Origin of the sequence: Fictibacillus sp. b24 (assembly GCF_030348825.1) — a bacterium.
In the GTDB taxonomy this organism is placed as follows: Bacteria; Bacillota; Bacilli; order Bacillales; family Fictibacillaceae; genus Fictibacillus.
The window spans coordinates 946,167-968,880 of the sequence record NZ_JAUCES010000005.1; the positions used below are offsets into that span (position 1 = coordinate 946,167).

20 protein-coding genes are annotated in these 22,714 nt (G+C 39.8%); 16 read left to right on the plus strand and 4 right to left on the minus strand.

What is annotated here, in order from left to right:
- Nucleotides 1-23 precede the first annotated feature (23 nt).
- The 4 genes from QUF49_RS04690 to QUF49_RS04705 all read left to right on the plus strand — a co-directional run bounded on the left by QUF49_RS04690 (nt 24) and on the right by QUF49_RS04705 (nt 3,516).
- Complete coding sequence (locus tag QUF49_RS04690; protein WP_289494579.1) at nt 24-728, plus strand: ABC transporter ATP-binding protein; 705 nt, start codon at nt 24-26, stop codon at nt 726-728.
- Nucleotides 712-2,031: an ABC transporter permease gene (locus tag QUF49_RS04695; RefSeq protein WP_289494580.1), complete on the plus strand. Its 1,320-nt coding sequence runs from the start codon at nt 712-714 to the stop codon at nt 2,029-2,031. Before QUF49_RS04690 ends, QUF49_RS04695 begins: the two co-directional genes overlap by 17 nt.
- Nucleotides 2,032-2,164: 133 nt before the next feature.
- Nucleotides 2,165-2,851 carry a peptidase E gene (locus QUF49_RS04700; protein WP_289494581.1) on the plus strand — a complete coding sequence of 229 codons (687 nt, stop codon included), beginning with the start codon at nt 2,165-2,167 and terminating at the stop codon, nt 2,849-2,851.
- Nucleotides 2,852-2,916: 65 nt separating this feature from the next.
- Entirely contained in the window at nt 2,917-3,516 is a 600-nt protein-coding gene (locus tag QUF49_RS04705; RefSeq protein WP_289494582.1) for a superoxide dismutase family protein, read from the plus strand.
- Between the two features lie 255 nt (nt 3,517-3,771).
- Here the strand turns inward: QUF49_RS04705 and QUF49_RS04710 are convergent, their stop codons facing one another.
- The 3 genes from QUF49_RS04710 to QUF49_RS04720 are packed head-to-tail and all read right to left on the minus strand — an operon-like array spanning nt 3,772 to nt 6,379.
- Entirely contained in the window at nt 3,772-4,566 is a 795-nt protein-coding gene (locus tag QUF49_RS04710) for an ABC transporter permease (protein WP_289494583.1), read from the minus strand.
- 12 nt (nt 4,567-4,578) lie between these two features.
- Nucleotides 4,579-5,367: an ABC transporter permease gene (locus tag QUF49_RS04715; RefSeq protein ID WP_289494584.1), complete on the minus strand. Its 789-nt coding sequence runs from the start codon at nt 5,365-5,367 to the stop codon at nt 4,579-4,581.
- Nucleotides 5,351-6,379, minus strand: coding sequence for an ABC transporter ATP-binding protein (locus QUF49_RS04720; RefSeq protein WP_289494585.1), 1,029 nt, complete (start codon nt 6,377-6,379; stop codon nt 5,351-5,353). Before QUF49_RS04720 ends, QUF49_RS04715 begins: the two co-directional genes overlap by 17 nt.
- 333 nt (nt 6,380-6,712) lie before the next feature.
- On the opposite strand from QUF49_RS04720, the gene QUF49_RS04725 reads away from it, so the two are divergent.
- The 6 genes from QUF49_RS04725 to QUF49_RS04750 all read left to right on the plus strand — a co-directional run bounded on the left by QUF49_RS04725 (nt 6,713) and on the right by QUF49_RS04750 (nt 14,164).
- A complete protein-coding gene (locus QUF49_RS04725) occupies nt 6,713-8,461 on the plus strand; it encodes a mechanosensitive ion channel (RefSeq protein WP_289494586.1) in 1,749 nt (582 codons plus the stop codon).
- Nucleotides 8,462-8,749: 288 nt separating this feature from the next.
- Complete coding sequence (locus QUF49_RS04730) at nt 8,750-9,478, plus strand: ZIP family metal transporter (RefSeq protein ID WP_289494587.1); 729 nt, start codon at nt 8,750-8,752, stop codon at nt 9,476-9,478.
- A gap of 200 nt (nt 9,479-9,678) precedes the next feature.
- Nucleotides 9,679-10,413, plus strand: coding sequence for a UMP kinase (gene pyrH, locus QUF49_RS04735; protein WP_289494588.1), 735 nt, complete (start codon nt 9,679-9,681; stop codon nt 10,411-10,413).
- 126 nt (nt 10,414-10,539) lie between these two features.
- On the plus strand, nt 10,540-12,063 hold the full coding sequence (locus tag QUF49_RS04740; RefSeq protein ID WP_289494589.1) for a spore germination protein: 1,524 nt from the start codon (nt 10,540-10,542) through the stop codon (nt 12,061-12,063).
- A complete protein-coding gene (locus tag QUF49_RS04745) occupies nt 12,060-13,151 on the plus strand; it encodes a Ger(x)C family spore germination protein (protein WP_289494590.1) in 1,092 nt (363 codons plus the stop codon). The genes QUF49_RS04740 and QUF49_RS04745 overlap by 4 nt, the downstream gene beginning before the upstream one ends.
- 137 nt (nt 13,152-13,288) lie before the next feature.
- Nucleotides 13,289-14,164, plus strand: coding sequence for a hypothetical protein (locus tag QUF49_RS04750; RefSeq protein WP_289494591.1), 876 nt, complete (start codon nt 13,289-13,291; stop codon nt 14,162-14,164).
- Here QUF49_RS04750 and QUF49_RS04755 read toward each other — a convergent pair.
- Nucleotides 14,132-14,299 carry a hypothetical protein gene (locus QUF49_RS04755; RefSeq protein ID WP_289494592.1) on the minus strand — a complete coding sequence of 56 codons (168 nt, stop codon included), beginning with the start codon at nt 14,297-14,299 and terminating at the stop codon, nt 14,132-14,134. The genes QUF49_RS04750 and QUF49_RS04755 overlap by 33 nt on opposite strands.
- 241 nt (nt 14,300-14,540) lie before the next feature.
- Between QUF49_RS04755 and QUF49_RS04760 the strand changes: the two genes are divergently transcribed.
- From QUF49_RS04760 to QUF49_RS04785, 6 genes are all read left to right on the plus strand, one after another.
- Nucleotides 14,541-15,626: a copper resistance D family protein gene (locus QUF49_RS04760; protein WP_289494593.1), complete on the plus strand. Its 1,086-nt coding sequence runs from the start codon at nt 14,541-14,543 to the stop codon at nt 15,624-15,626.
- Nucleotides 15,627-15,703: 77 nt separating this feature from the next.
- Nucleotides 15,704-16,033, plus strand: a complete 330-nt coding sequence (locus tag QUF49_RS04765; RefSeq protein WP_289494594.1) for a hypothetical protein — start codon at nt 15,704-15,706, stop codon at nt 16,031-16,033.
- A gap of 21 nt (nt 16,034-16,054) precedes the next feature.
- Nucleotides 16,055-16,972, plus strand: a complete 918-nt coding sequence (locus QUF49_RS04770) for a proline dehydrogenase (protein WP_289494595.1) — start codon at nt 16,055-16,057, stop codon at nt 16,970-16,972.
- A gap of 258 nt (nt 16,973-17,230) precedes the next feature.
- Complete coding sequence (locus QUF49_RS04775) at nt 17,231-19,627, plus strand: 3-hydroxyacyl-CoA dehydrogenase/enoyl-CoA hydratase family protein (protein ID WP_289494596.1); 2,397 nt, start codon at nt 17,231-17,233, stop codon at nt 19,625-19,627.
- Nucleotides 19,628-19,642: 15 nt separating this feature from the next.
- On the plus strand, nt 19,643-20,824 hold the full coding sequence (locus QUF49_RS04780; protein ID WP_289494597.1) for an acetyl-CoA C-acetyltransferase: 1,182 nt from the start codon (nt 19,643-19,645) through the stop codon (nt 20,822-20,824).
- Nucleotides 20,825-20,839: 15 nt separating this feature from the next.
- On the plus strand, nt 20,840-22,624 hold the full coding sequence (locus tag QUF49_RS04785) for an acyl-CoA dehydrogenase family protein (RefSeq protein ID WP_289494598.1): 1,785 nt from the start codon (nt 20,840-20,842) through the stop codon (nt 22,622-22,624).
- Nucleotides 22,625-22,714: the final 90 nt, after the last annotated feature.

Here is a 22,714-nt window from a genome sequence, read left to right on the forward strand (position 1 = left end):
CTTAATACAAAAGAGGTGGGGTCATGATTCAAGTAACGAATCTATCGTATGCTTTTAAAATTGGAAAGAAAGAAAAGGAGAATGTGATTCCTGTTCTGCATGATGTGAATCTGCATGTGGGAGAGGGAGAAATCGTGGCGATTGTTGGAAGGAGTGGTTCTGGGAAGTCAACATTATTAAACTTAATATCAGGATTCATTCAAGCTGAAACTGGTGCGATTTCTATTAACGGGACACAAGTTAGTGGTTTGTCAGAATCAAAGTGGGCAGAATTTCGCTTAAATCACCTTGGATTTATTTTTCAAAGTTTTCAGCTGATCCCTAGCATGACAGCTTATGAAAACGTAGAACTCCCGTTGGTTTTAAAAGGGTGTAACGAGAAAGATAGGAAAGAACGGACGACCGAAATGTTGAAAAGGGTCGGGTTGGAACAGTATCAGAGTCATTATCCAGGAGAACTCTCAGGGGGGCAGCAGCAGCGTGTTAGTATAGCAAGAGCATTAATCTTAAACCCTCCACTTATATTGGCTGATGAACCAACAGGAAGTTTGGATTCTGAAAACGAGAGAGAACTTTTAACTTTTATAAAAGAATTAAATGAAAACTATGGAATTACGTTTCTAATGATTACACATGATCATGAAGTAGCTTCCATTGCCCACCGTAAAGTGGAGATTGTAGACGGGTACTTAAGAGAAGGGAGAATGCTTCGTGAAGTTCAAAGATAAGCACCGTTTTGTCAGAAGTAATATGAAAAGAAACAGAACACGTGTCTGGATGACAATTCTTGCTTCAACGATCGGCTGTGCCTTTTTAATTATGCTCGCCTCAGTAGGCTTTGCCATCCATAAGACAGCTGTAGATGATGTGATGAGTTACCGGTTGATGAACGAAATCCAAATCCAAAAAGAAAACGGTATGATAACTGATAAAGAAGTGAAGAAATTAGAGAAGATGAAAGATGTAAAGGTGGTCACACGCAAAAAGCATACACCCGCAAACGAGTTTATGCTCGGTGATTACATGATTAATACTACTGTTTTCAGTGCACATATGCCGTCTGAGATCAAAGCTGGCTTTGAACTAGACCGTGGTCGTTTACCTGAAAATAAGAATGAAATCGTAGTCGGCTATCATTTTGCGGAACAATTAACAAAAAAAGCGCCTGAAGGTTATTTTGAAGGGTTGAGCGATGAAGAATCACAGGAAAAACATAAAGAATTAATATACAAAGAGGACTTAATAGGAAAGACCCTCACTTACCATTTGACCCCTTCTGAAAATAAGGATCAAAATGCAAAAAATCTTTCGGTAGAAGTTAAAGTAGTTGGGATTGGAAAAAAACCGACAAAGAAGTGGGCTATTGCTACAGATGCTTATATTACGGAGGATCTTCGAAATGAGGTAGTTCATACCCTATTTGGAAAAAACGAGAGAGATGACAATGAAGGTACAGTGGAGGAAGGATATGACGATGTAAAAGTGTATACGTCGTCAGCGGAAAAGGTAAAAGCAGTTTCTGAAGAAATTGAGAAGATGAATTTATTAACTTATTCTGTTGCCAGCGAATTAAAGGAGCTTAACCTTTATTTTACTTTGTTTAAGGCGGGTCTAATTTTTATCGGTGGAATTGCTGTTCTAATTGCCTCCATCGGTATTTTTAATACGATGACGATGGCTGTTACGGAACGCTCACAGGATATCGGTATCATGAAAGCCATCGGTGCAACTCCTAAAACCATTAAACGCATTTTCCTGTTAGAAAGCGGGTATATCGGTCTATGGGGAGTGGGATTAGGTACATTGCTGGCATATTTGATTAGCTATGGAGTCAATTTTGCTCTTCCAATTATCATTGAGCAGTTCTTAAACGAAAAGCCACCTGAAGATTTCATTCTATCTTATATCCCATGGAGTCTGACAGTGATTGCCGTAACGATTTGTATGGGCGTAACGCTGTTATCGGGTTGGAGACCTGCGGCAAAAGCTACCACGGTTGATGTATTAAAAGCGTTAAGAAGAGATGTGTAAAGGTGAGCACTAGTGGATATTTTAGTCTGCTGGTGTTTTTTCTGTGGTGCCTTTTCTGAAGTGTACACCGTTTTAAAAACAGGAGAAAGGGTGGTATTCCCCGAAAACGTAGATAAAAGGAGTGAATAACACCATGAAACAAATTATTGCCATGGGCGGCGGCGGTTTTTCCATGGAACCTGAAAACAAGCGGCTGGATCATTATATTCTTCAGCAATGTAAAGATGATAAACCGCGTATTTGCTTTGTACCAACAGCGAGCGGAGATGCAGATGGATATATTGAACGCTTTTACAAAGCTTTTGAAGCTGAAAACTGCGTGCCATCACATTTGTCGCTCTTTTCTCCTCCTATAGATCTGAAGGATTTCGTAAATCAGCAGGATATTTTTTATGTCGGCGGAGGCAATACAAAAAACCTCCTCGCTCTGTGGAAAGAATGGGGATTAGATGTTCTTTTAAATACGGCATATGAAGATGGGAAACTATTAGCCGGCCTTAGTGCAGGTTCTCTTTGCTGGTTTGAAGAAGGTGTGACCGATTCATTTGGCCCACTTACTAAGCTGGAATGTCTAGGCTTTCTGTCTGGAAGTCATTGCCCCCATTATGATGGTGAGGCAGAACGAAGACCCGCTTATCATGGACTTATTGAGAATGGATTAAAGCCAGGATTTGCAGCAGATGATGGAGCAGCACTTCACTTTATTGATGGAAAACTGCACAAAGTGGTTAGTTCAAGAGAGAACGCAAAAGCTTACTATGTAGAGAAACAGGGCGAGGAAGTGGCTGAAAGGGAGCTCGAAACACTTTTTTTAAAATAAAGGTTTAAAGTTCTGATGATTGGGCGGAAAATGTATTATTCGCTAATCATCAGGAGGTAAGAGTGTTGAAAAAATTTGCAAGCATTCTGTTATTCATGATGCTGGTTATTGTTTTAGCATCGTGTGGAAACAAGAATAAAGACGATGAACATAAAAATCATGATATGGAAGAATCCAAAGCCGCATCTCAAGCGGCATCCAGCAAGGTAAAGGGCGGATCTTACATTGTGAATCTTATTAATTCAAAAGGTGATAAAGCGGGAGAAGCAACTTTAACACAAACAGCGGATGGAGTTAAAGTTGAGGTGAACGCAACAGGATTAAAACCAGGCGAACATGGCATTCACTTTCATCAAGAAGCAATATGTGCACCGCCAGATTTCAAATCAGCCGGACCACACTTTAATCCAACAGAAAAAAAGCATGGGTTTCTTAATCCGAAAGGCCCTCATGTAGGTGATATCCAAAATGTGAAGGCAAACAAAAGCGGTGTTGTTCAAGACGAAGTTCTATCTAATCTTGTGACTCTTTTAGAAGGCAAGAGTAACTCACTATTTGCAAACGGCGGCACCTCGCTTGTTATACATGATAAGCCAGATGATTATAAGACAGATCCTGCCGGAAATTCAGGAGACCGAGTTCTGTGCGGCGTAATTAAGAAATAAAGAAAAAGCTGGAAAACCGTTGAACTATCGACGGGAATTTCCAGCTTTTTCATTCTTTCTAGGAAGACAGGTTCTTGCTGATTTGATCATTTTTATATGATGATGGGCTTTTTTTATGTGATGACCTGTATTTTTTATGTGATGTGCCAAGTTTTTTATGTGATAATATCCTTTTTTTATATGATCTGAATTCCTCTGTTTTTTTCAAAAGGATTTTGCAGCCAACTGGGGTGCACGCCTGCTAATGGCATAATTTTAACTCCCCGTACTCGTAAAGGCCCTTAACCCTCTATTCCAAAACCAGTAGGCGACCACGCATGTGACAATCGCAACAATAGGCGTTAACAATGCAAGCTTTTCGAATCCTGAGCCTTCAATAAAATAAGCTGCAGGATAAAATGCGGTAAAGCCGTATGGAATGATCCATGTAAGTAAGTGTCGAATGCCTTTATGGTAGATCGTTAAAGGATAGCGGGCAAAATCACTCAAGTTAAAGATCGTCCACACGATCGGCAGGCTATCAACCATCCAAAAGGATAATGTTGCAAAGAATAGATTAATCGCTACAAAAATAAAACCAGATGCAATAATCATGATAACAAGAATAAAGAACTCCAATACTCCCCACGAAACATCTAGATGCGGCATGGCCGTACTGATTACGATGATGCCGATAAACAGCTGTCCAAATCCGTCCTGCTGAAGCCGATCTGCAATAAAGTGGAACAACGGATTGATCGGACGGATGAGGAGACGATCAAACTTTCCCGGTCTTATGTACTGCCAGCCAAGCGTCCACAAATTATCAAAGAATATATGGTGGATGGACCTGCCAGTAGCGGCAATTCCGTATATGAATAGAATCTCGTAAAACGTCCAGCCGTTCAACTGATGAATATGATCGAACACAATTTTAACAAAGAAGATTCCTGCAAACTGCTGAAGCATAACTGACAAGACACCAAGCAGAAAATCCATCCTATATTCCATCATTACTTTTAAATTTTGTTTGCAGAACAAATAATATAATTTCATGTACCGTGTCAACATGCACGTCACCTCCTATCCTCCAAAAATCGTTACCTTTTTAATCGCAATCGACCATAGAATCCTTAACAAAACAAAGAGTAAGACAGCCCAAAAGATTTGTGATCCTAGCGCAAGCCATGCTTCAGTTCCTGTTAAGATGCCAGTATAAATCGCTACCGGAACATAGACCATTGCTTGGAACGGAAGGAATAGACTTACCGTTTGAAACCATTCAGGAAATAAAATAAGCGGAACGAGTGCCCCGGAAAAAAACGAGATTACCGCTTCTTTCATCACTTCAAGCCCCCAAAGGTTAATCGTCCAAAATGCAAGAATTGCGATCAGCAGGTCAAAAAATGTTCCGATCCAGATTCCCATTAGTGCGCTAAGCAAAAATAATAAGCCGCCTTGCCACGTAGTCGGGAGTGCTATATCCATAAAAACAAACGCAAGTATGCCAAGAGGCAGTGCTCCGCGTATAAAGTGGATAATTTTATCCCCCATATCCATCGCGATCAACCGAGTGATAAGGTGATAAGGACGCATGAGTTCGATTGCTACATTACCGTCTTTTATAGTATGGGCGAGTTCTTGGCCCACACCTGAAACGAACATCTGTAAAAACATAGCGATAATGATATACGTAATCATGCTATCAAATGGCATACCTTCTATTTCCGTTCGGCTGCTATAAACGGCTTTCCAAAAGAAATAGATTACAAGCATTCTTAAAAGAACGGAGAAGGTATTTGCCCAAAACCATGCTGAATATGCAGCATGAACTTGCATCTGAACACGGGCAAACTCAATGTATTTCCTCATGCTGCACCTTACCTTTCATCCCTTTTCCGTAAATCTCTTCTACGATTGTTTCGATCTTTGCGTCGGTAATCGTTAAGTCTGCGACGGGATAATGCTTCATCATACAGCTGATGACTTCCGCTCCTGAAATATCTTTGTTGCTGAACGAGATGGATACAAGATGGTGATCTTCATCTGTTCTTGGAATGATCTCAGTCACAGAATTGATTTCTTCAGGCAGCACAAAATCATCGATTGAATGCTCTAACTCAAACTGAATTACACGCTTATCACCAAATTGTGATTTAATGTCCTGAATGGATCCATCGTATATTACACTGCCATCGTCAATAATGATAATGCGCTGACAGATCTCCTCGATGTCTTGCATATCATGTGTGGTTAATAGCACGGTTGTGCCGTACCTAGTGTTCATCTGTTTGATGAAGTTGCGGATTCGAACCTTAACCGCAACGTCTAATCCGATTGTAGGTTCATCCAAGTACACGACTTTTGGACGATGTAAAAAAGCAGCGGCGAGTTCACAGCGCATTTTCTGTCCTAACGATAGCTGCCTTACTGGGATGCCTAACAATGGCTCTAAATGAAGGACATCAACGAATTCCGCTAACGTTTCTTCATATTGCTTTTGAGGAATCTCATAGATGTGTTTAAGCAGTTCGTAGCTTTCTCGAACAGGGATATCCCAGAATAATTGTGTCCGCTGACCGAAAACGGCACCAATATGGCTGGCGTTTTGTTTCCTATTTTCATAGGGAATGATTCCGTTCACTTTCACTTCGCCGGAGGTAGGCGTTAAAATTCCGGTTAGCATCTTTATCGTTGTGGACTTGCCTGCACCATTCGCTCCGATGTATCCAACCATTTCGCCTGATTCAATGTTCATGCTGATTCCTTTAACCGCTTTTTTCGTTTCATATTTTCTATGAAACAATGATTTTACGGCTCCTCTTAAACCAGGATCCCGTTTTGCTATTTTATAATGCTTTTCGAGTTTTTTTACAACGATCATGTGAAATCTCCTTAAAAATGAACACAAAAAAACCACAGACAAGCTCCTGCGGGTATGTGTGCATATATAAATTTTTTAGCTCACGATCTGACGCGTCAGGTTTTAAAGGGATATGAAATTAGTTTGATTGTATGATAAAAATCCACATGTTATCCCTCTCCTTTTGAAAACGTTTGCAAATGTATGCAGTACACGCATTATATCTAAAGTTTTTCGATTTGTAAAATATATCCTTGTTTTTAATTTAAAAGGAATAGTTTAGTTGATTAAGTGTTTGGGAAAGTAGAGCTTATGTAGAGGTCAATAAATGTACCTAAAAAAAGGAGGAAGAATATGTACGATTACAATGGAGTAACGGATTCGTGGATGGCTTACTTAGGAAGATTGCCAGATTTGCTTCTAGCTATTTTAGTTTTATTAATTGGCTGGCTTATCGCTTCTTTAGTAGCCAAAGCAGTCAAAAAAGCTCTTCACAAAACTGACTTTGACAATAAAGTCGCAAGGTGGATGAGACCTGATTCAGATGGGGAACACGTTGAACAAACGAGATCCAGTAAGTATTCTTCTGAAGAAGTTATAAGTAAAGTTGTATTTTGGATTCTTATGGCTGTGGCGATTGTTATGTTCTTAAACATGCTTAGCCTTCCGTATGTAGCTCAGCCGATCTCAAACGCTTTAGGTGTGATTGCAGCAGCGATTCCTAACCTATTAAAAGCAGCACTAATCGCAGCTGTTGCTTGGCTGATCGCATCAGGTTTATCCATACTCGTGAAAAAATTAGGGCAAAACACTGGTTTTGAAAGATTATTGCACCGCTGGAAGCTTACTCGAGATCCAAGTCAATCTGACAAAGCTGTTATCTCAGCTTCAAAAGCAGTATTTTACCTTACCTTACTATTATTCCTGCCTGCTGTATTATCCGCTTTAGGAATTGATGCAATTTCTGAGCCATTAGAAGGCATGCTGACAGGATTCTTCGCTTTCTTGCCAAAACTTCTTGGAGCAGCCATCATTCTTTTTGTTGGATGGCTAGTAGCTAAGATCGTTAAGGAGATTTTGGTAAACTTCCTTCAAAGCATCGGTACAGACCGTTTAGCAGACAAAATGGGTGCTGAGCGCGCTTTAGAGAAAACATCTCTTTCTCAGCTAATTGGAACAATCGTATACGTATTTATCTTAATTCCTGTTGTTATTTCTGCACTCGAAACATTGGACATCAACGGAATTTCTGGACCTGCAATCGGAATGTTAGGTCAAATCATGGACATGATTCCGAATATTATCGTAGCCATCATCCTAGTAGCTGTAGGTTTATGGCTAGGCAAATGGGTGAAAAAAGCAGTTACTTCATTATTAGAACGAGTTGGATTCAATGGTATTTTTCACAAGATGGGTCTAGGATCTCTTCATAAGACAGATCGTACATTTACCATCTCACAAATCATTGGGTATGCCGCTCAGGTTGTTGTCGTATTGCTCTTTACAATTGAAGCACTTCAACTGGTTAATCTTGAAAGTTTAGTTAGTATTCTATCGGTTGTACTAGCCTATATCCCGATGGTGTTAACGGCAGTGTTGGTACTAGGAATCGGATTCTATGCAGGAGACCTTGTAAAACGTGTCGTTCAAAGCATGGTAAAACAACAGGCGGAAGGCAAGCTGCTTGGCAATATTGCAAAGTATACGATTATTACGCTTGCGTTCTTCATGGCTCTGGATCAGCTTGGAGTAGCAAAAACAATCGTAAATGCTGCGTTCATTTTAATCCTAGGTGGATTCACACTTGCTTTTGGTCTTGCTTTTGGACTAGGTGGACGAGATGCAGCTGGTCGTACGCTTAATAAATGGGGAAGACGAATGGAACATACAACGATCGGAAGTCCTGACCCTGCAGAGTGGAAAGATAAGACATCTTTAAAAGATTTCCGTACAGATTCTTCAAAACAACAAGATGTGTCAACAACAACTACAAACCTTGATAAGCCTCATACTATCGCAAAAGACAGACAATTTAATCACTTGAACACACCAAGCGATGAATTTGGCATAAACAAGAATGATCCAAAAAGAAATGATTTTTAATCCATAATAAATAGGAGAATGGAAATGACTCATAAAGGTGAACCTTAACCTTTGTGAGTCATTTTTCATCGTTTCATACACTGCATCAACCGTGAGTGTCAATTAACGTAAAAATAATTTCGTTTGTTTTATTGAAAGAACATTGTTTCACAACTGTCTAATCCAGCCATATAATTATCGTTCAACCTGGTATTTAGTGCCGGGTGTATTCATTTTTGGGACGTTTGAAGTGAATAGATGAATAAGATTACGGACAAGTTGATAAAAAACGAGAGGAGTCTGAAAAGAATGCTACAGGCCGCTTTTTGGGGAGGAATAGCAGGTTCTGCTGTCCTTTTAGGATGTTTTGCAGCACTCGCTTTTCATATTCCAAAAAAATGGACAGCATGGGTCATGGCTTTTGGTACAGGCATTTTAATAGGAGCTGTTTCCTTCGAACTGTTAATAGAAGCAGTTGAACAAAGCAATTTAATGGTTGCAGCTATTGGGTTTATTCTAGGTTCAACCATCTTTACAGTGATTAATAGTATTCTTGCAAAAAAAGGTGGACACGAAAGGAAAAAATCAGGAGATAAGAAAACAAAAGGTGTAGGCATGACCATCTTTTTTGGTACACTGCTTGATGCCATTCCTGAATCCGTTCTGATAGGAGCAAGCTTGATCGATCATAGTAAAGTAAGCTGGCTGCTTGTTGTTGCCATCTTCTTAAGCAACTTTCCTGAAGGGTTATCCAGCTCAATCGGATTATTAAAAGAAGGTTTTTCGAAACGCAAAATTATCGGTATGTGGATTTCTGTTTTTTTAATATCATCCTTCGCTGCTTTTTTGGGCTTTGTTTTTTTAGAACAGGCATCTGTTGCTACATTATCATTGATCGGTGCCTTTGCGGGTGGAGCCATAATGGCAATGGTATCTTCTACGATGCTTCCGGAAGCACATGAGGATGCTGGTGTAGCTGTTGGATTTATTACATCGCTAGGTCTGTTATCATCATTGGTCCTGACTCATTTTTCTTAAACAAAATATCTTTTGCTTCACTTACCCAAGCTGGTGTGTATATAATGTTGGAAGAAAAAGGAGGCGGATTGTGATGGGATTCTTACAAAAAAAGAAATACACACTTAATTTCACATATCCGCCGTTTAAATATAAGAACAGATGACGTATTGATTGTCATTTGTTCTTTTTTTGTGCATGAAGAAATGGAGGGAAAGCAGATGCGTTATAAACGAGTACTTATTAAACTAAGTGGCGGAGCTCTGGCGGGTCAGCAAGGAACAGGGTTTGATCATCTTTCTCTAAATCACATCGCAAAAGAAGTTTTGTCCGTAATTGAAAAAGGTATTGAAGTGGCTATCGTGGTGGGCGGAGGTAATATTTTCAGAGGCAATCTAGCAGAGTATTGGGGAATTGAAAGGGTAGAAGCTGACCAGATTGGAACGTTAGGAACCATAATCAACAGCTTAATGCTTAGAGGCGTCTTAAAAAGTAAAATGAATCAAGAAGTGAGAGTTTTGAGTTCAGTTCCGATCAGTGCAGTAGCAGAGCCGTATATTCGATTAAGAGCAGTTCACCATTTAAACAAAGGGTATGTGGTCATTTTCGCTGGCGGTAATGGCCAGCCTTACGTAACGACCGACTATCCTGCGGTCCAACGAGCACTTGAAATGAATTGTGATGCAATCCTTTGTGCTAAGCAAGGAGTTGATGGGGTGTATGACAGTGATCCTAATCGATTCAAGCAGGCGAGGAAGTACGCAACATTACATTATGACGAAGCCATTCGCAATAACTTAAAAGTGATGGATCAATCTGCTCTCATTTTGGCACGTGATCATGGATTGCCGATTCACCTTTTTGATTTTAACCAAGAAGGCTCTTTCCTCAAGATTTGTACAGGTGAGGATGTTGGTACATTTATCAGTCATAATATTGAAACTGCCCTTGTTTAAAAATGGCTCCCTCGGTGCTTAACAGACTTGTATATTAAAGCATTCCTGCTTACAAACGGAATGCTTTTTTGTATATTTCATGGATTCTTTTCTCATATTAAGAGGTGAAAAGAGGTGATGGACATCATGATGAAATGGTTAAAAAAGAAACCAAAAGAACAATCACATACTATAGATTTATCCAACAATACATACGGTAATATTAGAGAATTAATTGATAACTCTATGGAATCGGCTGACTTTATCCATTATCCCCAAAAGACTGTCCATCACAATATTTTCATCTCTTATTACAAAGCGATGATCGATGGAGAACTTCTTCATCGTGATGTATTGCCTTACTTGATTCACAATAAGGATTTTAAATCGATAAAAGACTTAAAAGATATTTTGCCGATTGAAAGTGTTACGATCACAAATGATATTAAAGAGATTCAAAACAAACTGCTGCGCGGTTTTATTGTGGTTCAATTAGGTGAATATGACGAAGAATGTGCGGTTATTCGTGCTGAGAACTTTTCAACAAACCGTCCTGTATCTGTTTCCGAAATTGAGTTCTCCGTTATCGGACCGAAAGAAGCATTTATCGAGAACTTGGACAGCAACTTGTATTTAATCAGAAGAAGACTGCCCGTTCCAGAGCTGCGTTTTAAAGAGATCGTGATCGGGAAATTTTCAAAAACGCGTGTTATTATCGCTTACCTAGAAGGTGTAGCAGAACAAGAGAATCTCAACACGGTCATGCAGAGGATTAAAGATATTGAACTAGAGATCATTCCAGACAGTTCCTATTTGGAACAGATCATATCTGATAACACCAAGTCTGTATTTCCCCAGTTGATCACAACAGAACGGCCAGACCGGGTGGTAGCCATGTTGAACTATGGACAGATCGCTATTCTTTCTGAAGGTTCTCCACAAGCTCTTTTAGGACCAACAGGTATTTCTGAATATTTTGCTTCACCAGAAGACTATTATTTATCTTGGATACTAGGCTCACTCTTCAGATTCATTCGCTTTATATCTGTAATTTTCTCAACGTTTGCTACGCCTCTTTATGTAGCTGTTCTAACGTTTCACTATCAGATGATTCCAAAAGATTTGCTGGCTCCACTAATTTCATCCCGTGTAAATATTCCGTTTCCTCCCATATTAGAAGTTTTATTTTTAGAATTAACGATAGAACTTCTGCGAGAAGCTGGCGCAAGGCTTCCGACAAAAGTTGGTCAAACACTTGGAATTGTAGGCGGAATTGTTATTGGACAGGCATCTGTTGAAGCAGGATTAACAAGTAACATTTTGTTAATCATCGTTTCGTTATCAGCCCTTGCTTCGTTTACGACACCTATATATAAAATGGCTAATACAATCCGGATTCTGCGTTTCCCTTTCATCTTTTTTGCTGCATTATGGGGCGGGGTGGGTATCGTACTGGCTATGTCTTTTATCTTAGTCCATCTATTACGTTTAGAGTCATTTGGAAGACCTTATATGCAGCCAATCTATCCACCGAGGCTGCTTGATATGACGGATACTGTTTTCAGGCTTCCTTACAATCGATTATTAAAACGCCCTATCTCATTAGGAACGCAGCTTCCATCGAAAGATAAAGTAAAAGAAATGAGAAAGAAGAAGGACATAGACGAATGATCAAAAGTGGCAGAATTCTTTTTTTACTCTCACTATTGCTGCTATTGGCTGGCTGCGTACCTAAACAGATCATTGACGAGGTGCAGCTGATACATTCGATCGGCTTTGATGAGCTGCCGGATGAAAATATTAAAGGAACCATAACGTATCCAATCTTTAATCCAGATGGCAATGTCCGCGTTGAAACTCTAACTGCCGTTTCTCATACAAGCCGGTTTATTCGTTCAAAACTGAATACTCAATCACCTAAGACACTAACTACTGGCCAGCTGCGTGTCGTACTTTTTAATGACAGATTTGCAGAGAATGGCGTCTTGGAAATTGTTAATTCTCTTTATCGAGATCCGAACGTAGGAAACCGATTATACCTAGCAGTTGTAAATGGAAGTACGCACAAACTGTTGACCTCAAACTACACGGCAGCACCTTTGCCGTCCATGTACATTACAGATATGCTTGAACAAAATATTAGTACTGAGAATTTACCAAGAACTAACCTGCATGTGTTCCTCTATAGCTATTATGGTGAAGGAATTGACCCTTTTTTGCCCATCATCAAATCACGAAATAAAGCGATTGAATTAGAAGGCGTAGCTCTCTTTAGAGGAGATAATTATGTAGGAAAACTAGATCATAGGGAGTCATTTGCGTTTAAAGTACTTTTAGAGGGGTCCAAAACGGGACACTATGAGGTGGAGGTCAAACAGGGGAAAAGAAAAGGCCATGCCGTTGTTCGCAACATTAAAGGAACAACAACCTACAAAGTAAAAAAAATAAATGGTGTGCCTCAATTTGACGTTAAGATGAAGATTCTTGGAGAATTACATGAGTACCCACACTGGTTGAATCTAGAGGAAGCCTCTAATATAGCTTTAATCGAGAAAACATTAAAAAAACAATTACAAGGTGAAGCAAAGACGATCATTAAAAAGTTCCAACGCTTAAAAGTCGATCCTCTTGGGTTTGGAGATCAAGTAAGAAGACGTGAAAAAGGATGGGATTATAAAGAATTCCAAAAACAATATCCTGATATAAAGATTAATGTCACAACAGAAGTTGAGGTTGTCGAATCGGGTGTCATAGAATAACGTTGATGAACAGCTGTCCTTGTAAAGGAAAGCTGTTTATTTTTTGTTGGTATTACGCGGTCAAAAAAACAAATTTTTAGCGAATAGATATATGGTTATTCCTTTATTGGATAGCGAGTTTAAAGGGGGCAATTGATTTGAGAACAACAGATGAGAAAATTAAACTACGCAATCATTGGTTCAAAATCATTTTAATCAGTCTATTTTCACTAGTATTCATGTTTAAAATTGTTGTAACCAAATTTACGTTTGATTTTTCCGATATGCTGGCATTCTTCTTAGCCATTTTTGCAATCGGTATTTGCAGCTTGTTTTATGTAAAAGTAAATGAGGCGCTGCAAGCATTCGGAGCAGCAGGGAAATCTGTACTGCCGCTACACAATGAAAATAAGCAAGTTACTGCAGAACAAGAAGAGTTTGAAGCTGCAGTTCAAGAAGAAGCTCCAATAACAGATAAAGAAGCAGAAGAGCTTGAACGCCTATTACTTTCACATGAAGATCAAGTAAAAAGAATGAAACAAGTACAAAAAGAAATCACCAATCGCTTAGTAACAGAAGATCTACATGAAGAGGACAAAAAAGATTACATCGACTATCTACTACAAAAAGAAAAAGAAATCATGTTAGCTAAGCAAGAAATTGTACGCATCACTTCATTATTAGAACCTGAAGCAGATCAGGAAGATGAAGGAGAGTTCGAGCAAGAAAGCATAACAGATGAATACATAGAAGAAGACACTGCTCACACGTCAAATGCAAAAGACATCGTACAACTATTAGGAAAAGAGTTTGTCTTAAATGCCAGCCTGGAGCAATTCAATCATAAAATGAGAGAAATTCAACATTCGATCACGATTGAAACAGCAAATCAACTAAAAGAAGAGGGACTTATTGACCCTTATTTTAACGTTACGCGTAAAGGATTAAAGGAATTTAGACGTGCAGCAAGAAAATTCAGCTACGGTGACGGAGTAAAATTCTTATCCAAAGTTGTTCAAAGAGGAAATCGATAGTTTAACAACGCTGCTTTGGAAGTAGTTGATTTCCGTTACAGATGCTCGCTTTCCGCGGGGCAGGCGGTGAGCCACATTCGTACGTTTCACTTTTAAGTGTCTCACCTGCCTACCTGTCCCGCAGGAGTCTCGCATCTTCCACTTCAATCAACTAGGCATTGAAGTTTTATAACAAACCGATCCAAAAGCAACAATCTATTGGTAAAAACTTTTTAAAAGATGTTTATAAGCTAATTCCGTGTCGTTACAAAGAACGTCACAGGATTTAGCTTTTTCTTTTTTTGAGGGGAATTCTTCATATTGTCAATCTTAATTTTTACGACATTCGCTTTTCCCTGCTACAATAGACATAGATTGTTGTGAAGGAGTTTGTTACATGTTTATTGTTGCTAAGGCGATGCTATATTTATGTTTTGCTATTCTAATGGGAGCATTCATTTTATATGCTGTTCCACATACAAAGCGTCCAGAGATTCACCTTTCAAAAAAGGTGATTATATTTCTGATCGCTTTAATACCACTCTTCGGAATGGGTGAACTTGTAAGGCTCACTATGTATTTAGGAGAAGATTTAGGGTATTGGGTTACTTTCCAAAACATTGTTTTTAGTTTTGAAGTAGGAAAGGGATGGCTGTTTTTAACGGGAATATCGGTGTTATTATTTTTTATGGTTTCATTTAATGATATACAAGAAGACAGGTTCTTTTCAGGACTTGCTTTGTTTTTACTAGCAGGAATGGGTATTTCAGTGGGTTATTCGAGTCATGCTGCAAGCTTAGAGTCTTTAGGATTTTTAGCCCATACACTTCATTTTCTGGCTGTGATTACATGGACTGGTGTATTGCTGGTGACCGGTTTCTTCAGTAGAGGCGAAGGTCCTGGTTTGTCATTTTACAAATGGTTTACACCAATGGCACTTTTCTGTTTGTTCACAGTTATTGGTGCAGGACTTTGGTTAATGTCTTATATCGTGCCTGAATATGTGAACGGATATTTGCTGGACTATGGTCAAGCGTTATTGATCAAGCATATTCTCTTGTTTATTATCGTGCTTTATAGCTTGATCAATGGTGTCTGGTTAAAGAAAAAAATAAAAACAGGTACAAGTGCTGCTTCATTATTAAAGTGGATAAAAGCTGAAGGTATTGTATTGTTTTTGGCGTTTGTGACTACTGCTGTTATGAGTCAGCAGACACCTCCTCATGATGTAGCAGAAACGCTGCAAATGCAGGCACCGTCTAAGTTATTTACTTTTATCACAGGATTAAATCCTGGTGAGAACCCAGCACTCACATTCGATTTCTCTATGATAAGCATCGTTTGGCTGGCATTTGCCGCTTTGCTTATTTCGGCTATTTTTATCAGCATTAAAAGAAACAGAAGCATTGCGCTAGTTGTTACAGCTTCAATTCTAGCCGCGAGTGCGATTTATTTAGCTGTTATGTCGTCTTTATCTTTATAAAAAAGCTGTTTTCTAAAGGATTGTTACTTGTTTAATTTTTTTTATTTTCTTCTTTGAATAGTTGGTTGTAGAGTAAGGTGCGAGACTCCTGCGGGACAGGCGGGCAGGTGAGACACTTATACGTGAAACGTACGAATGTGGCTCACCGCCTGCCCCGCGGAAAGCGAGTAACTGGAACGGAAATCAACCACTTCCAAAATCAAAAAAATACTACTAAAACACCCCAAATGATGAGCACCACAAAGCACAAAAATAAATACAATGAAACGAGGGCAGTCGTCAAGGCTGTCTTTTTTCAGCATACAAATATTTTTAATTTTTCAAAATCGACAATATTCGCAAAAAGAATGATATATTTAAAGCGGTTACATCATACAAAGAATTTAACCAATCTTTTTAATTTTTAAGGGTATTAGGGGGTAATTGGGTTGGAACAACTTATGCGCAATTTTTTCTTATTTCTTGCTAAAAATAAATCGTTAACAAACCTTGCAAAAAGATACGGTCTTCGTTTCGGTGCAGGTCGTTTCGTAGCAGGAGCAACACTTGAAAGCTCTATTTCTGCTATTAAGCGATTGAATGATAAAGGAATGCCAGTAACGATTGACCATCTTGGTGAATTTGTTGACAACGAACGAGAAGCTGCAGAAATGACTGAGCATTGTATTCAAGCAATCAAGGCAATCAGCAAAGAAAAACTTGATTCACAGCTTTCTCTAAAAATGACTTCCATGGGATTAGATATTAGTGATGAACTAGTGCTAAGCAACATGAGAAAAATAATGGATGCGGCACAAAAACATAATGTTTTCATTACGATTGATATGGAAGACTATTCTCGTTGTGAGAAGACATTAGAAATCTTTAAACTACTAAAGAGTGAATATGATAATATTTCAACCGTTATCCAAGCTTATTTGTACCGTTCGTTAGAAGATGTACAAATCTTGGATGAGTACCATCCGAATCTGCGTCTAGTTAAAGGTGCTTACAAGGAACCTCAGACTGTCGCTTACCCAGAGAAAAGCGATGTGGATAATAACTTTAAAAAGTTGATTGAAACACACCTTTTAAATGGTAACTATACAGCAATCGCAACTCATGATGACGAGATCATCCAATATACAAAAGATTTAGTTGAAAAGCACAACATTCCGTACGATCAATTTGAATTCCAAATGTTATATGGAATCCGTGTAGAGCGACAAGATCAATTGATGCAAGAAGGCTACAAAATGCGTATTTATGTGCCATACGGAAACGACTGGTACGGTTATTTCATGAGACGTTTAGCAGAACGCCCAGCGAACGTAGTGTTCGTACTTAAAGGTGTGTTCGGTAAATAAAAGATTCAGCCAAAAAAGAACCTTGATGGGTTCTTTTTTTTTGATTTTTTTTGATTTTTTTTGATTGGTGAAGTCAAAAAGAAGGCTAGGGGTCTGTCCCCGGGACAGACCCCTAGCTAAAAATTTTACGAAATTAAAAGAAATAGTTCTCAACTATTGCTAAAATTCTGAATATATTTTATATTGAGTATAGGCTGATTAATTTTTTTATGGATAAAAAATGAATGAGTATTCATTCAATAAAGGAGGAAGACTATTTTGTCTCGTGAAATCCGAAAAGCTGCCGTTCTGGGTTCTGGTGTAATGGGATCAGGCATAGCCGCTCACCTAGCAAACGTCGGAATACCAACATTACTATTGGATATTGTACCGCCTTCTTTAAGTGAAGAGGAAAAAGCAAATGGGATCACTGAAGATCATCCGGCTTTCAGAAACAAATTTACGCTATCTGCTACACAAAAATTGTTAAAACAAAAGCCGGCTCCGCTGGCAGTAAAAGAAAACCTAGAATTGATCTCCATTGGAAACTTAACTGATGATCTTGAAAAACTGAAAGATGTTGACTGGATTATCGAAGTTGTTGTGGAACGTTTAGATGTAAAGCAGAAGTTATTTGAAAAAGTTGATCAATACCGCAAGCCTGGAAGCATCATCACTTCAAATACATCAGGAATCTCCATTCGTGCCATGGCTGAAGGACGATCAGAAGATTTTAAAGCGAATTTCTTAGGCACGCATTTCTTCAATCCGCCAAGATACCTCAAGCTTCTTGAGATCATTCCTACAGAAGATACGAAACCAGAAGTCGTTCAATTTATGCGTAACTTCGGTGAAAACGTACTTGGAAAAGGTGTTGTTGAAGCGAAAGACACACCAAACTTTATCGCGAACCGCATCGGAACATACGGACTGATGGTGACGATGCAAGAAATGCTGAAACAAGGATACAGCGTCGGTGAAGTTGATTCGGTGACAGGTCCACTGATCGGGCGTCCAAAATCAGCTACGTTCAGAACGCTTGATGTTGTTGGTCTTGATACGTTCCTTCACGTAGCACGCAATGTTTACGAACAAGTAGACGGCAAGGAAAAAGAAGTATTTGAAATTCCTGATTTCCTAAATGAAATGGTTGATAAAGGGTGGACAGGAAGTAAGACAGGGCAAGGGTTTTATCTAAAACAAAGAAGTAAAGCAGGCAGTGAGATTCTAGAGCTGGATCCTGCAACATTGGAATACAAGCCCCGCTCAAAAATGAAAACAGCAACACTCGAAGCTGCGAAACAAATGAAAACAACGAACCAAAAAGTGAAAGCGCTTTTATATAGTGACGATCGAGCAGGGAAATTGCTTTGGGACATCATTAAACCGGTTCTTCTGTACTCTGCTGAAAAATGTTATGAAATTGCAGATGATCTTGTTGCGATTGACCAGGCGATGAAATGGGGATTTGGCTGGGAGCACGGTCCATTTGAGATCTGGGATGCAATCGGACTTCCAGAATCAGTAGAACGAATGAAAGCAGAAGGGGAAACAATCCCGGTGTGGGTTGAGGAACTTCTTCAATCAGAGAAGACTTCATTTTACACAAAGACAGAAGGCGATAAATCCTATTACCATCACGGAAGATATCTCCCTGTTGAAGAAAACAAAAAAGTAGTTCACTTAAGCCGCTTAAAAGAAAAAGGAAACGTGATTACGAAGAACGGCGGAGCTACTTTAATCGATCTTGGCGATGATGTTGCAGGTTTGGAGTTCACTTCTCCAAACAACGCGATCGGACCTGAAATCATTATGATGCTTCATCAGGCGATTGATGAGGTTGAAAAGAACTACAAGGGTCTAGTAATCGGGAACCAAGGCAAGAACTTCTGTGTTGGTGCTAACTTAATGCTTATTTTAATGGAAGCACAAGATGACAACTTCTTTGAACTGGATATGATGGTCCGTCAATTCCAGCAAGCGATGGCAAGAGTTCGCTATAGTGCAAGACCTGTTGTTGCAGCGAACTTCGGAATGACACTCGGAGGCGGTGTTGAGGTATCACTTCCTGCGGCAAGATTGCAGATGTCATCTGAAACATACATGGGTCTCGTTGAAACAGGAGTTGGCTTGATTCCAGGCGGAGGCGGAAACAAGGAATTGTATCTTCGTCTTTTAGAGCAGCTGCCAGAAGGTTCGAAAGGTGATCTGCAAAAAGTAGCAAATCAAGCGTTCGAAACGATTGCTATGGCTAAAGTATCAACTTCAGCTCAAGAAGCTAGAAAGTTAGGCTTTTTACGTAAAGAAGACAGCATCTCTGTAAACGGCGATCATCTTTTACATGATGCAAAAACACAAGTACTCGCTCTAGCTGAGCTTGGGTATACACCACCTGTTAAAAAGAAAATCCCAGTTGTAGGTGAAGCGGGCTACGCAACGCTTGCACTAGGTGCTCAAACGATGCATTTCAGTCAATATATTTCAGAGCATGATCTGAAAATCGCTAAAAAATTAGCCTTTGTTCTTGCTGGAGGAAGAGTGCCAGAAGGAACATTGGTAGATGAGCAATATTTGCTTGACCTTGAAAGAGAAGCGTTCCTAAGTCTAGCTGGAGAACCGAAGAGCCAGGCAAGAATGCAGCACATGCTTGTAAAAGGCAAGCCGCTAAGAAACTAAGGGGGGAAGAATTCAATGTTAAAAGAGGCAGTAATAGTAGCAGGTGCTAGAACAGCGGTTGGTAAAGCAAAAAAAGGTTCTTTTGCACATATGAGACCAGACGAACTGGCTGCGGTAACGATTAAAGAAACATTGAAGCGTGCAGGTGATTATAACGGTGAGATCGATGACTTGATCATTGGATGTGCTGTCCCTGAGGCGGAACAAGGCATGAACATGGCTCGTCTGATCGGTGCTAGAGCAGGATTGCCAGATACGGTACCGGCTATTACAATCAACCGTTTTTGTTCATCAGGTCTGCAAAGTATTGCATATGGTGCTGAAAAAATCATGTTAGGTGCAGCAGAAGCCATCCTCGCTGGAGGCGCTGAATCCATGAGTCTCGTTCCTGTAGTCGGGCACGTTGTAAAGCCGAACCCGTACTTAGTAGAAACGGTTCCTCAATACTATATGGGCATGGGACATACGGCTGAAGAAGTGGCGAGACGTTTTGGCATCTCAAGACAAGATCAGGATGAATTTGCGGTACGCAGTCACCAAAAAGCTGCAGCTGCGATTAAAGATGGCAAATTTAACGATGAGATCGTTCCTGTACATGTGATGAAACGCTGGCTCGATGAACAATCAAAGCTAGTTGAAAAAGAGATTGCTGTCTCAGTTGATGAAGGTGTTCGAGCAGGAACAACAGTCGATGTACTTGGCAAACTGCGTCCTGCATTCACGCCGACTGGTTCTGTAACAGCAGGTAATTCATCGCAAACAAGTGACGGAGCAGCAACAGTTCTTGTGATGAACAGAGAAAAAGCAGAAGCAGAAGGATTAACTCCACTATTGAAGTTCCGTTCTTTTGCTGTGGCAGGAGTAGCTCCTGACATTATGGGAGTCGGTCCTGTAGCTGCTATTCCGAAAGCATTAAAAATGGCTGGATTAGAGCTTTCGGACATTGGTTTATTTGAGTTAAATGAAGCTTTTGCTTCACAGAGCGTTCAAGTAATCCGTGAACTTAACCTTCCAGAAGACAAAGTAAATGTGAATGGCGGGGCAATCGCACTTGGACATCCGCTTGGGTGCTCAGGAACGAAACTAACACTTACTTTGTTACACGAGATGAAGCGCCGCAACGAACAGTTTGGAATTGTTACGATGTGCATCGGTGGCGGTATGGGTGCAGCTGGCGTATTTGAACTAGTAGGATAATAAGGAGGAGAAAGCATGTCAAACACAGCGGAAAAACAAATCATTGGTGGAAGCTTTTTAATAGAAGACATTACAGCAGCAGATATTTACACACCGGAGGATTTCTCTGAAGAACACCTTATGATTGCAAAAACGACGGAAGACTTTGTAGTAAAAGAAGTTGTACCTCAGCTTGAAAAGATGGAAGACCACGATTTTGAAGTATCTCGCAAGCTCTTAACAAAAGCAGGAGAGCTAGGCCTTTTAGGTGCAGATGTACCAGAAGAATATGGCGGACTTGGTCTAGATAAGATTTCGTCTTCCTTAATTACTGAAAAATTTGCACGCGGTCGCGGGTTCTCCATCAGCTATGGAGCTCACGTAGGAATCGGATCACTTCCAATCGTTCTTTTTGGAAATGAAGAGCAAAAGAAAAAATATTTGCCTGAGCTTGCGACAGGTGAAAAGATCGCAGCTTATGCATTGACTGAGCCAGGATCAGGTTCAGATGCGCTTGGTGCAAGAACAACAGCGAAATTAAACGCTGAAGGTACTCATTATGTGCTAAACGGAGAAAAACAATGGATCACAAACTCTGCTTTTGCTGACGTGTTCGTCGTTTATGCAAAAATTGATGGCGAGCAATTCTCTGCTTTCATCGTTGAAAGAGACTTCCAAGGCGTTTCTACAGGGCCTGAAGAAAAGAAGATGGGGATCAAAAGCTCTTCGACACGCACACTGATTTTAGAAGATGTAGCTGTACCAAAAGAAAACCTGTTATGGGAAGCTGGAAAAGGCCACCTTATTGCCTTCAATATCCTAAATATCGGCCGTTACAAACTTGCTTTAGGATGTGTGGGAGCTGCAAAGCGTGCATTCGAAGTTTCCGTAAAATACGCGAACGAGCGTCAGCAATTCAAACGCAAAATCAGCTCATTCAGCTTGATTCAAGAAAAGCTTGCTAACATGGCTGTTCAAACATACGCTGCTGAGAGCTCTGTTTACAGAACAGTTGGTTTGTTTGAAAATCGCCTTGGGGCATTGTCTGAAGAAAAGCAAAAAGATGGCCGTGAACTAGCAAAGGCGATCGCAGAGTATGCAATTGAATGTTCACTAAACAAAGTATCAGCTTCAGAAGTTCTCGATTATGTAGTAGATGAAGGCGTTCAAATTCACGGTGGATACGGATTTATGTCAGAGTATGAAATCGAGGGTGCTTACCGCGATTCTCGTATTAACCGTATCTTTGAAGGCACGAATGAGATTAACCGTTTACTCGTTCCTGGAACGCTAGTGAAGAAGGCGATGAAAAATGAATTGCCGCTGATTCAAAAAGCAACACAGCTTCAGCAGGAATTGATGATGTTGATGCCTGTAGAAGTAGGTACGGAAAGTTTGGATCAAGAAAAGTACTTGGTATCTATGGCGAAGAAAATTTTCTTGATGACAGCTGGTTTAGCTGTTCAAAAATTCGGACCTAAGTTAGAGCAAGAGCAAGAAGTGCTTTCAAACTTAGCTGATATTATCAGTGAAGTTTACAGCATGGAATCTGTTCTATTGCGTACTGAAAAAGCAATCGGAAGATCTGGCGCTGAAAAGGCAAAACAAAAGCTTCTATATACGGAAGTTTATTGCCAAGAAGCATTCAACCGCATTGAAGCTCACGCAAAAGAATCCATCATTGCTGTAGAAGAAGGCGACATGCTGCGCATGATGCTGTCTGCTTTGAAGAAGCTTACGCGTCATACACCTATTAATGTTATTAAGAAGAAGCGCGAACTGGCTGTTCAGCTTCTTGAGGAAGAACGTTATATCGTTTAATTGATCTGATTTACGCTAACCTTCAAAATATCTAAATCTTTCCCTCTTACTTATGTAGGAGGGCTTTTTTTGTTAATGCAGATCAATGTT

What these genes read in the sequence shown, in the direction of transcription:
- QUF49_RS04690 (WP_289494579.1), top strand. Translation starts at nt 24, where the DNA reads ATGATTCAAGTAACGAATCTATCGTATGCTTTTAAAATTGGAAAGAAA.
- QUF49_RS04700 (WP_289494581.1), top strand. Translation starts at nt 2,165, where the DNA reads ATGAAACAAATTATTGCCATGGGCGGCGGCGGTTTTTCCATGGAACCT.
- QUF49_RS04710 (WP_289494583.1), bottom strand. Translation starts at nt 4,566, where the DNA reads ATGTTGACACGGTACATGAAATTATATTATTTGTTCTGCAAACAAAAT.
- QUF49_RS04715 (WP_289494584.1), bottom strand. Translation starts at nt 5,367, where the DNA reads ATGAGGAAATACATTGAGTTTGCCCGTGTTCAGATGCAAGTTCATGCT.
- QUF49_RS04720 (WP_289494585.1), bottom strand. Translation starts at nt 6,379, where the DNA reads ATGATCGTTGTAAAAAAACTCGAAAAGCATTATAAAATAGCAAAACGG.
- QUF49_RS04725 (WP_289494586.1), top strand. Translation starts at nt 6,713, where the DNA reads ATGTACGATTACAATGGAGTAACGGATTCGTGGATGGCTTACTTAGGA.
- QUF49_RS04730 (WP_289494587.1), top strand. Translation starts at nt 8,750, where the DNA reads ATGCTACAGGCCGCTTTTTGGGGAGGAATAGCAGGTTCTGCTGTCCTT.
- pyrH (WP_289494588.1), top strand. Translation starts at nt 9,679, where the DNA reads ATGCGTTATAAACGAGTACTTATTAAACTAAGTGGCGGAGCTCTGGCG.
- QUF49_RS04740 (WP_289494589.1), top strand. Translation starts at nt 10,540, where the DNA reads ATGATGAAATGGTTAAAAAAGAAACCAAAAGAACAATCACATACTATA.
- QUF49_RS04745 (WP_289494590.1), top strand. Translation starts at nt 12,060, where the DNA reads ATGATCAAAAGTGGCAGAATTCTTTTTTTACTCTCACTATTGCTGCTA.
- QUF49_RS04755 (WP_289494592.1), bottom strand. Translation starts at nt 14,299, where the DNA reads ATGCGAGACTCCTGCGGGACAGGTAGGCAGGTGAGACACTTAAAAGTG.
- QUF49_RS04760 (WP_289494593.1), top strand. Translation starts at nt 14,541, where the DNA reads ATGTTTATTGTTGCTAAGGCGATGCTATATTTATGTTTTGCTATTCTA.
- QUF49_RS04780 (WP_289494597.1), top strand. Translation starts at nt 19,643, where the DNA reads ATGTTAAAAGAGGCAGTAATAGTAGCAGGTGCTAGAACAGCGGTTGGT.
- QUF49_RS04785 (WP_289494598.1), top strand. Translation starts at nt 20,840, where the DNA reads ATGTCAAACACAGCGGAAAAACAAATCATTGGTGGAAGCTTTTTAATA.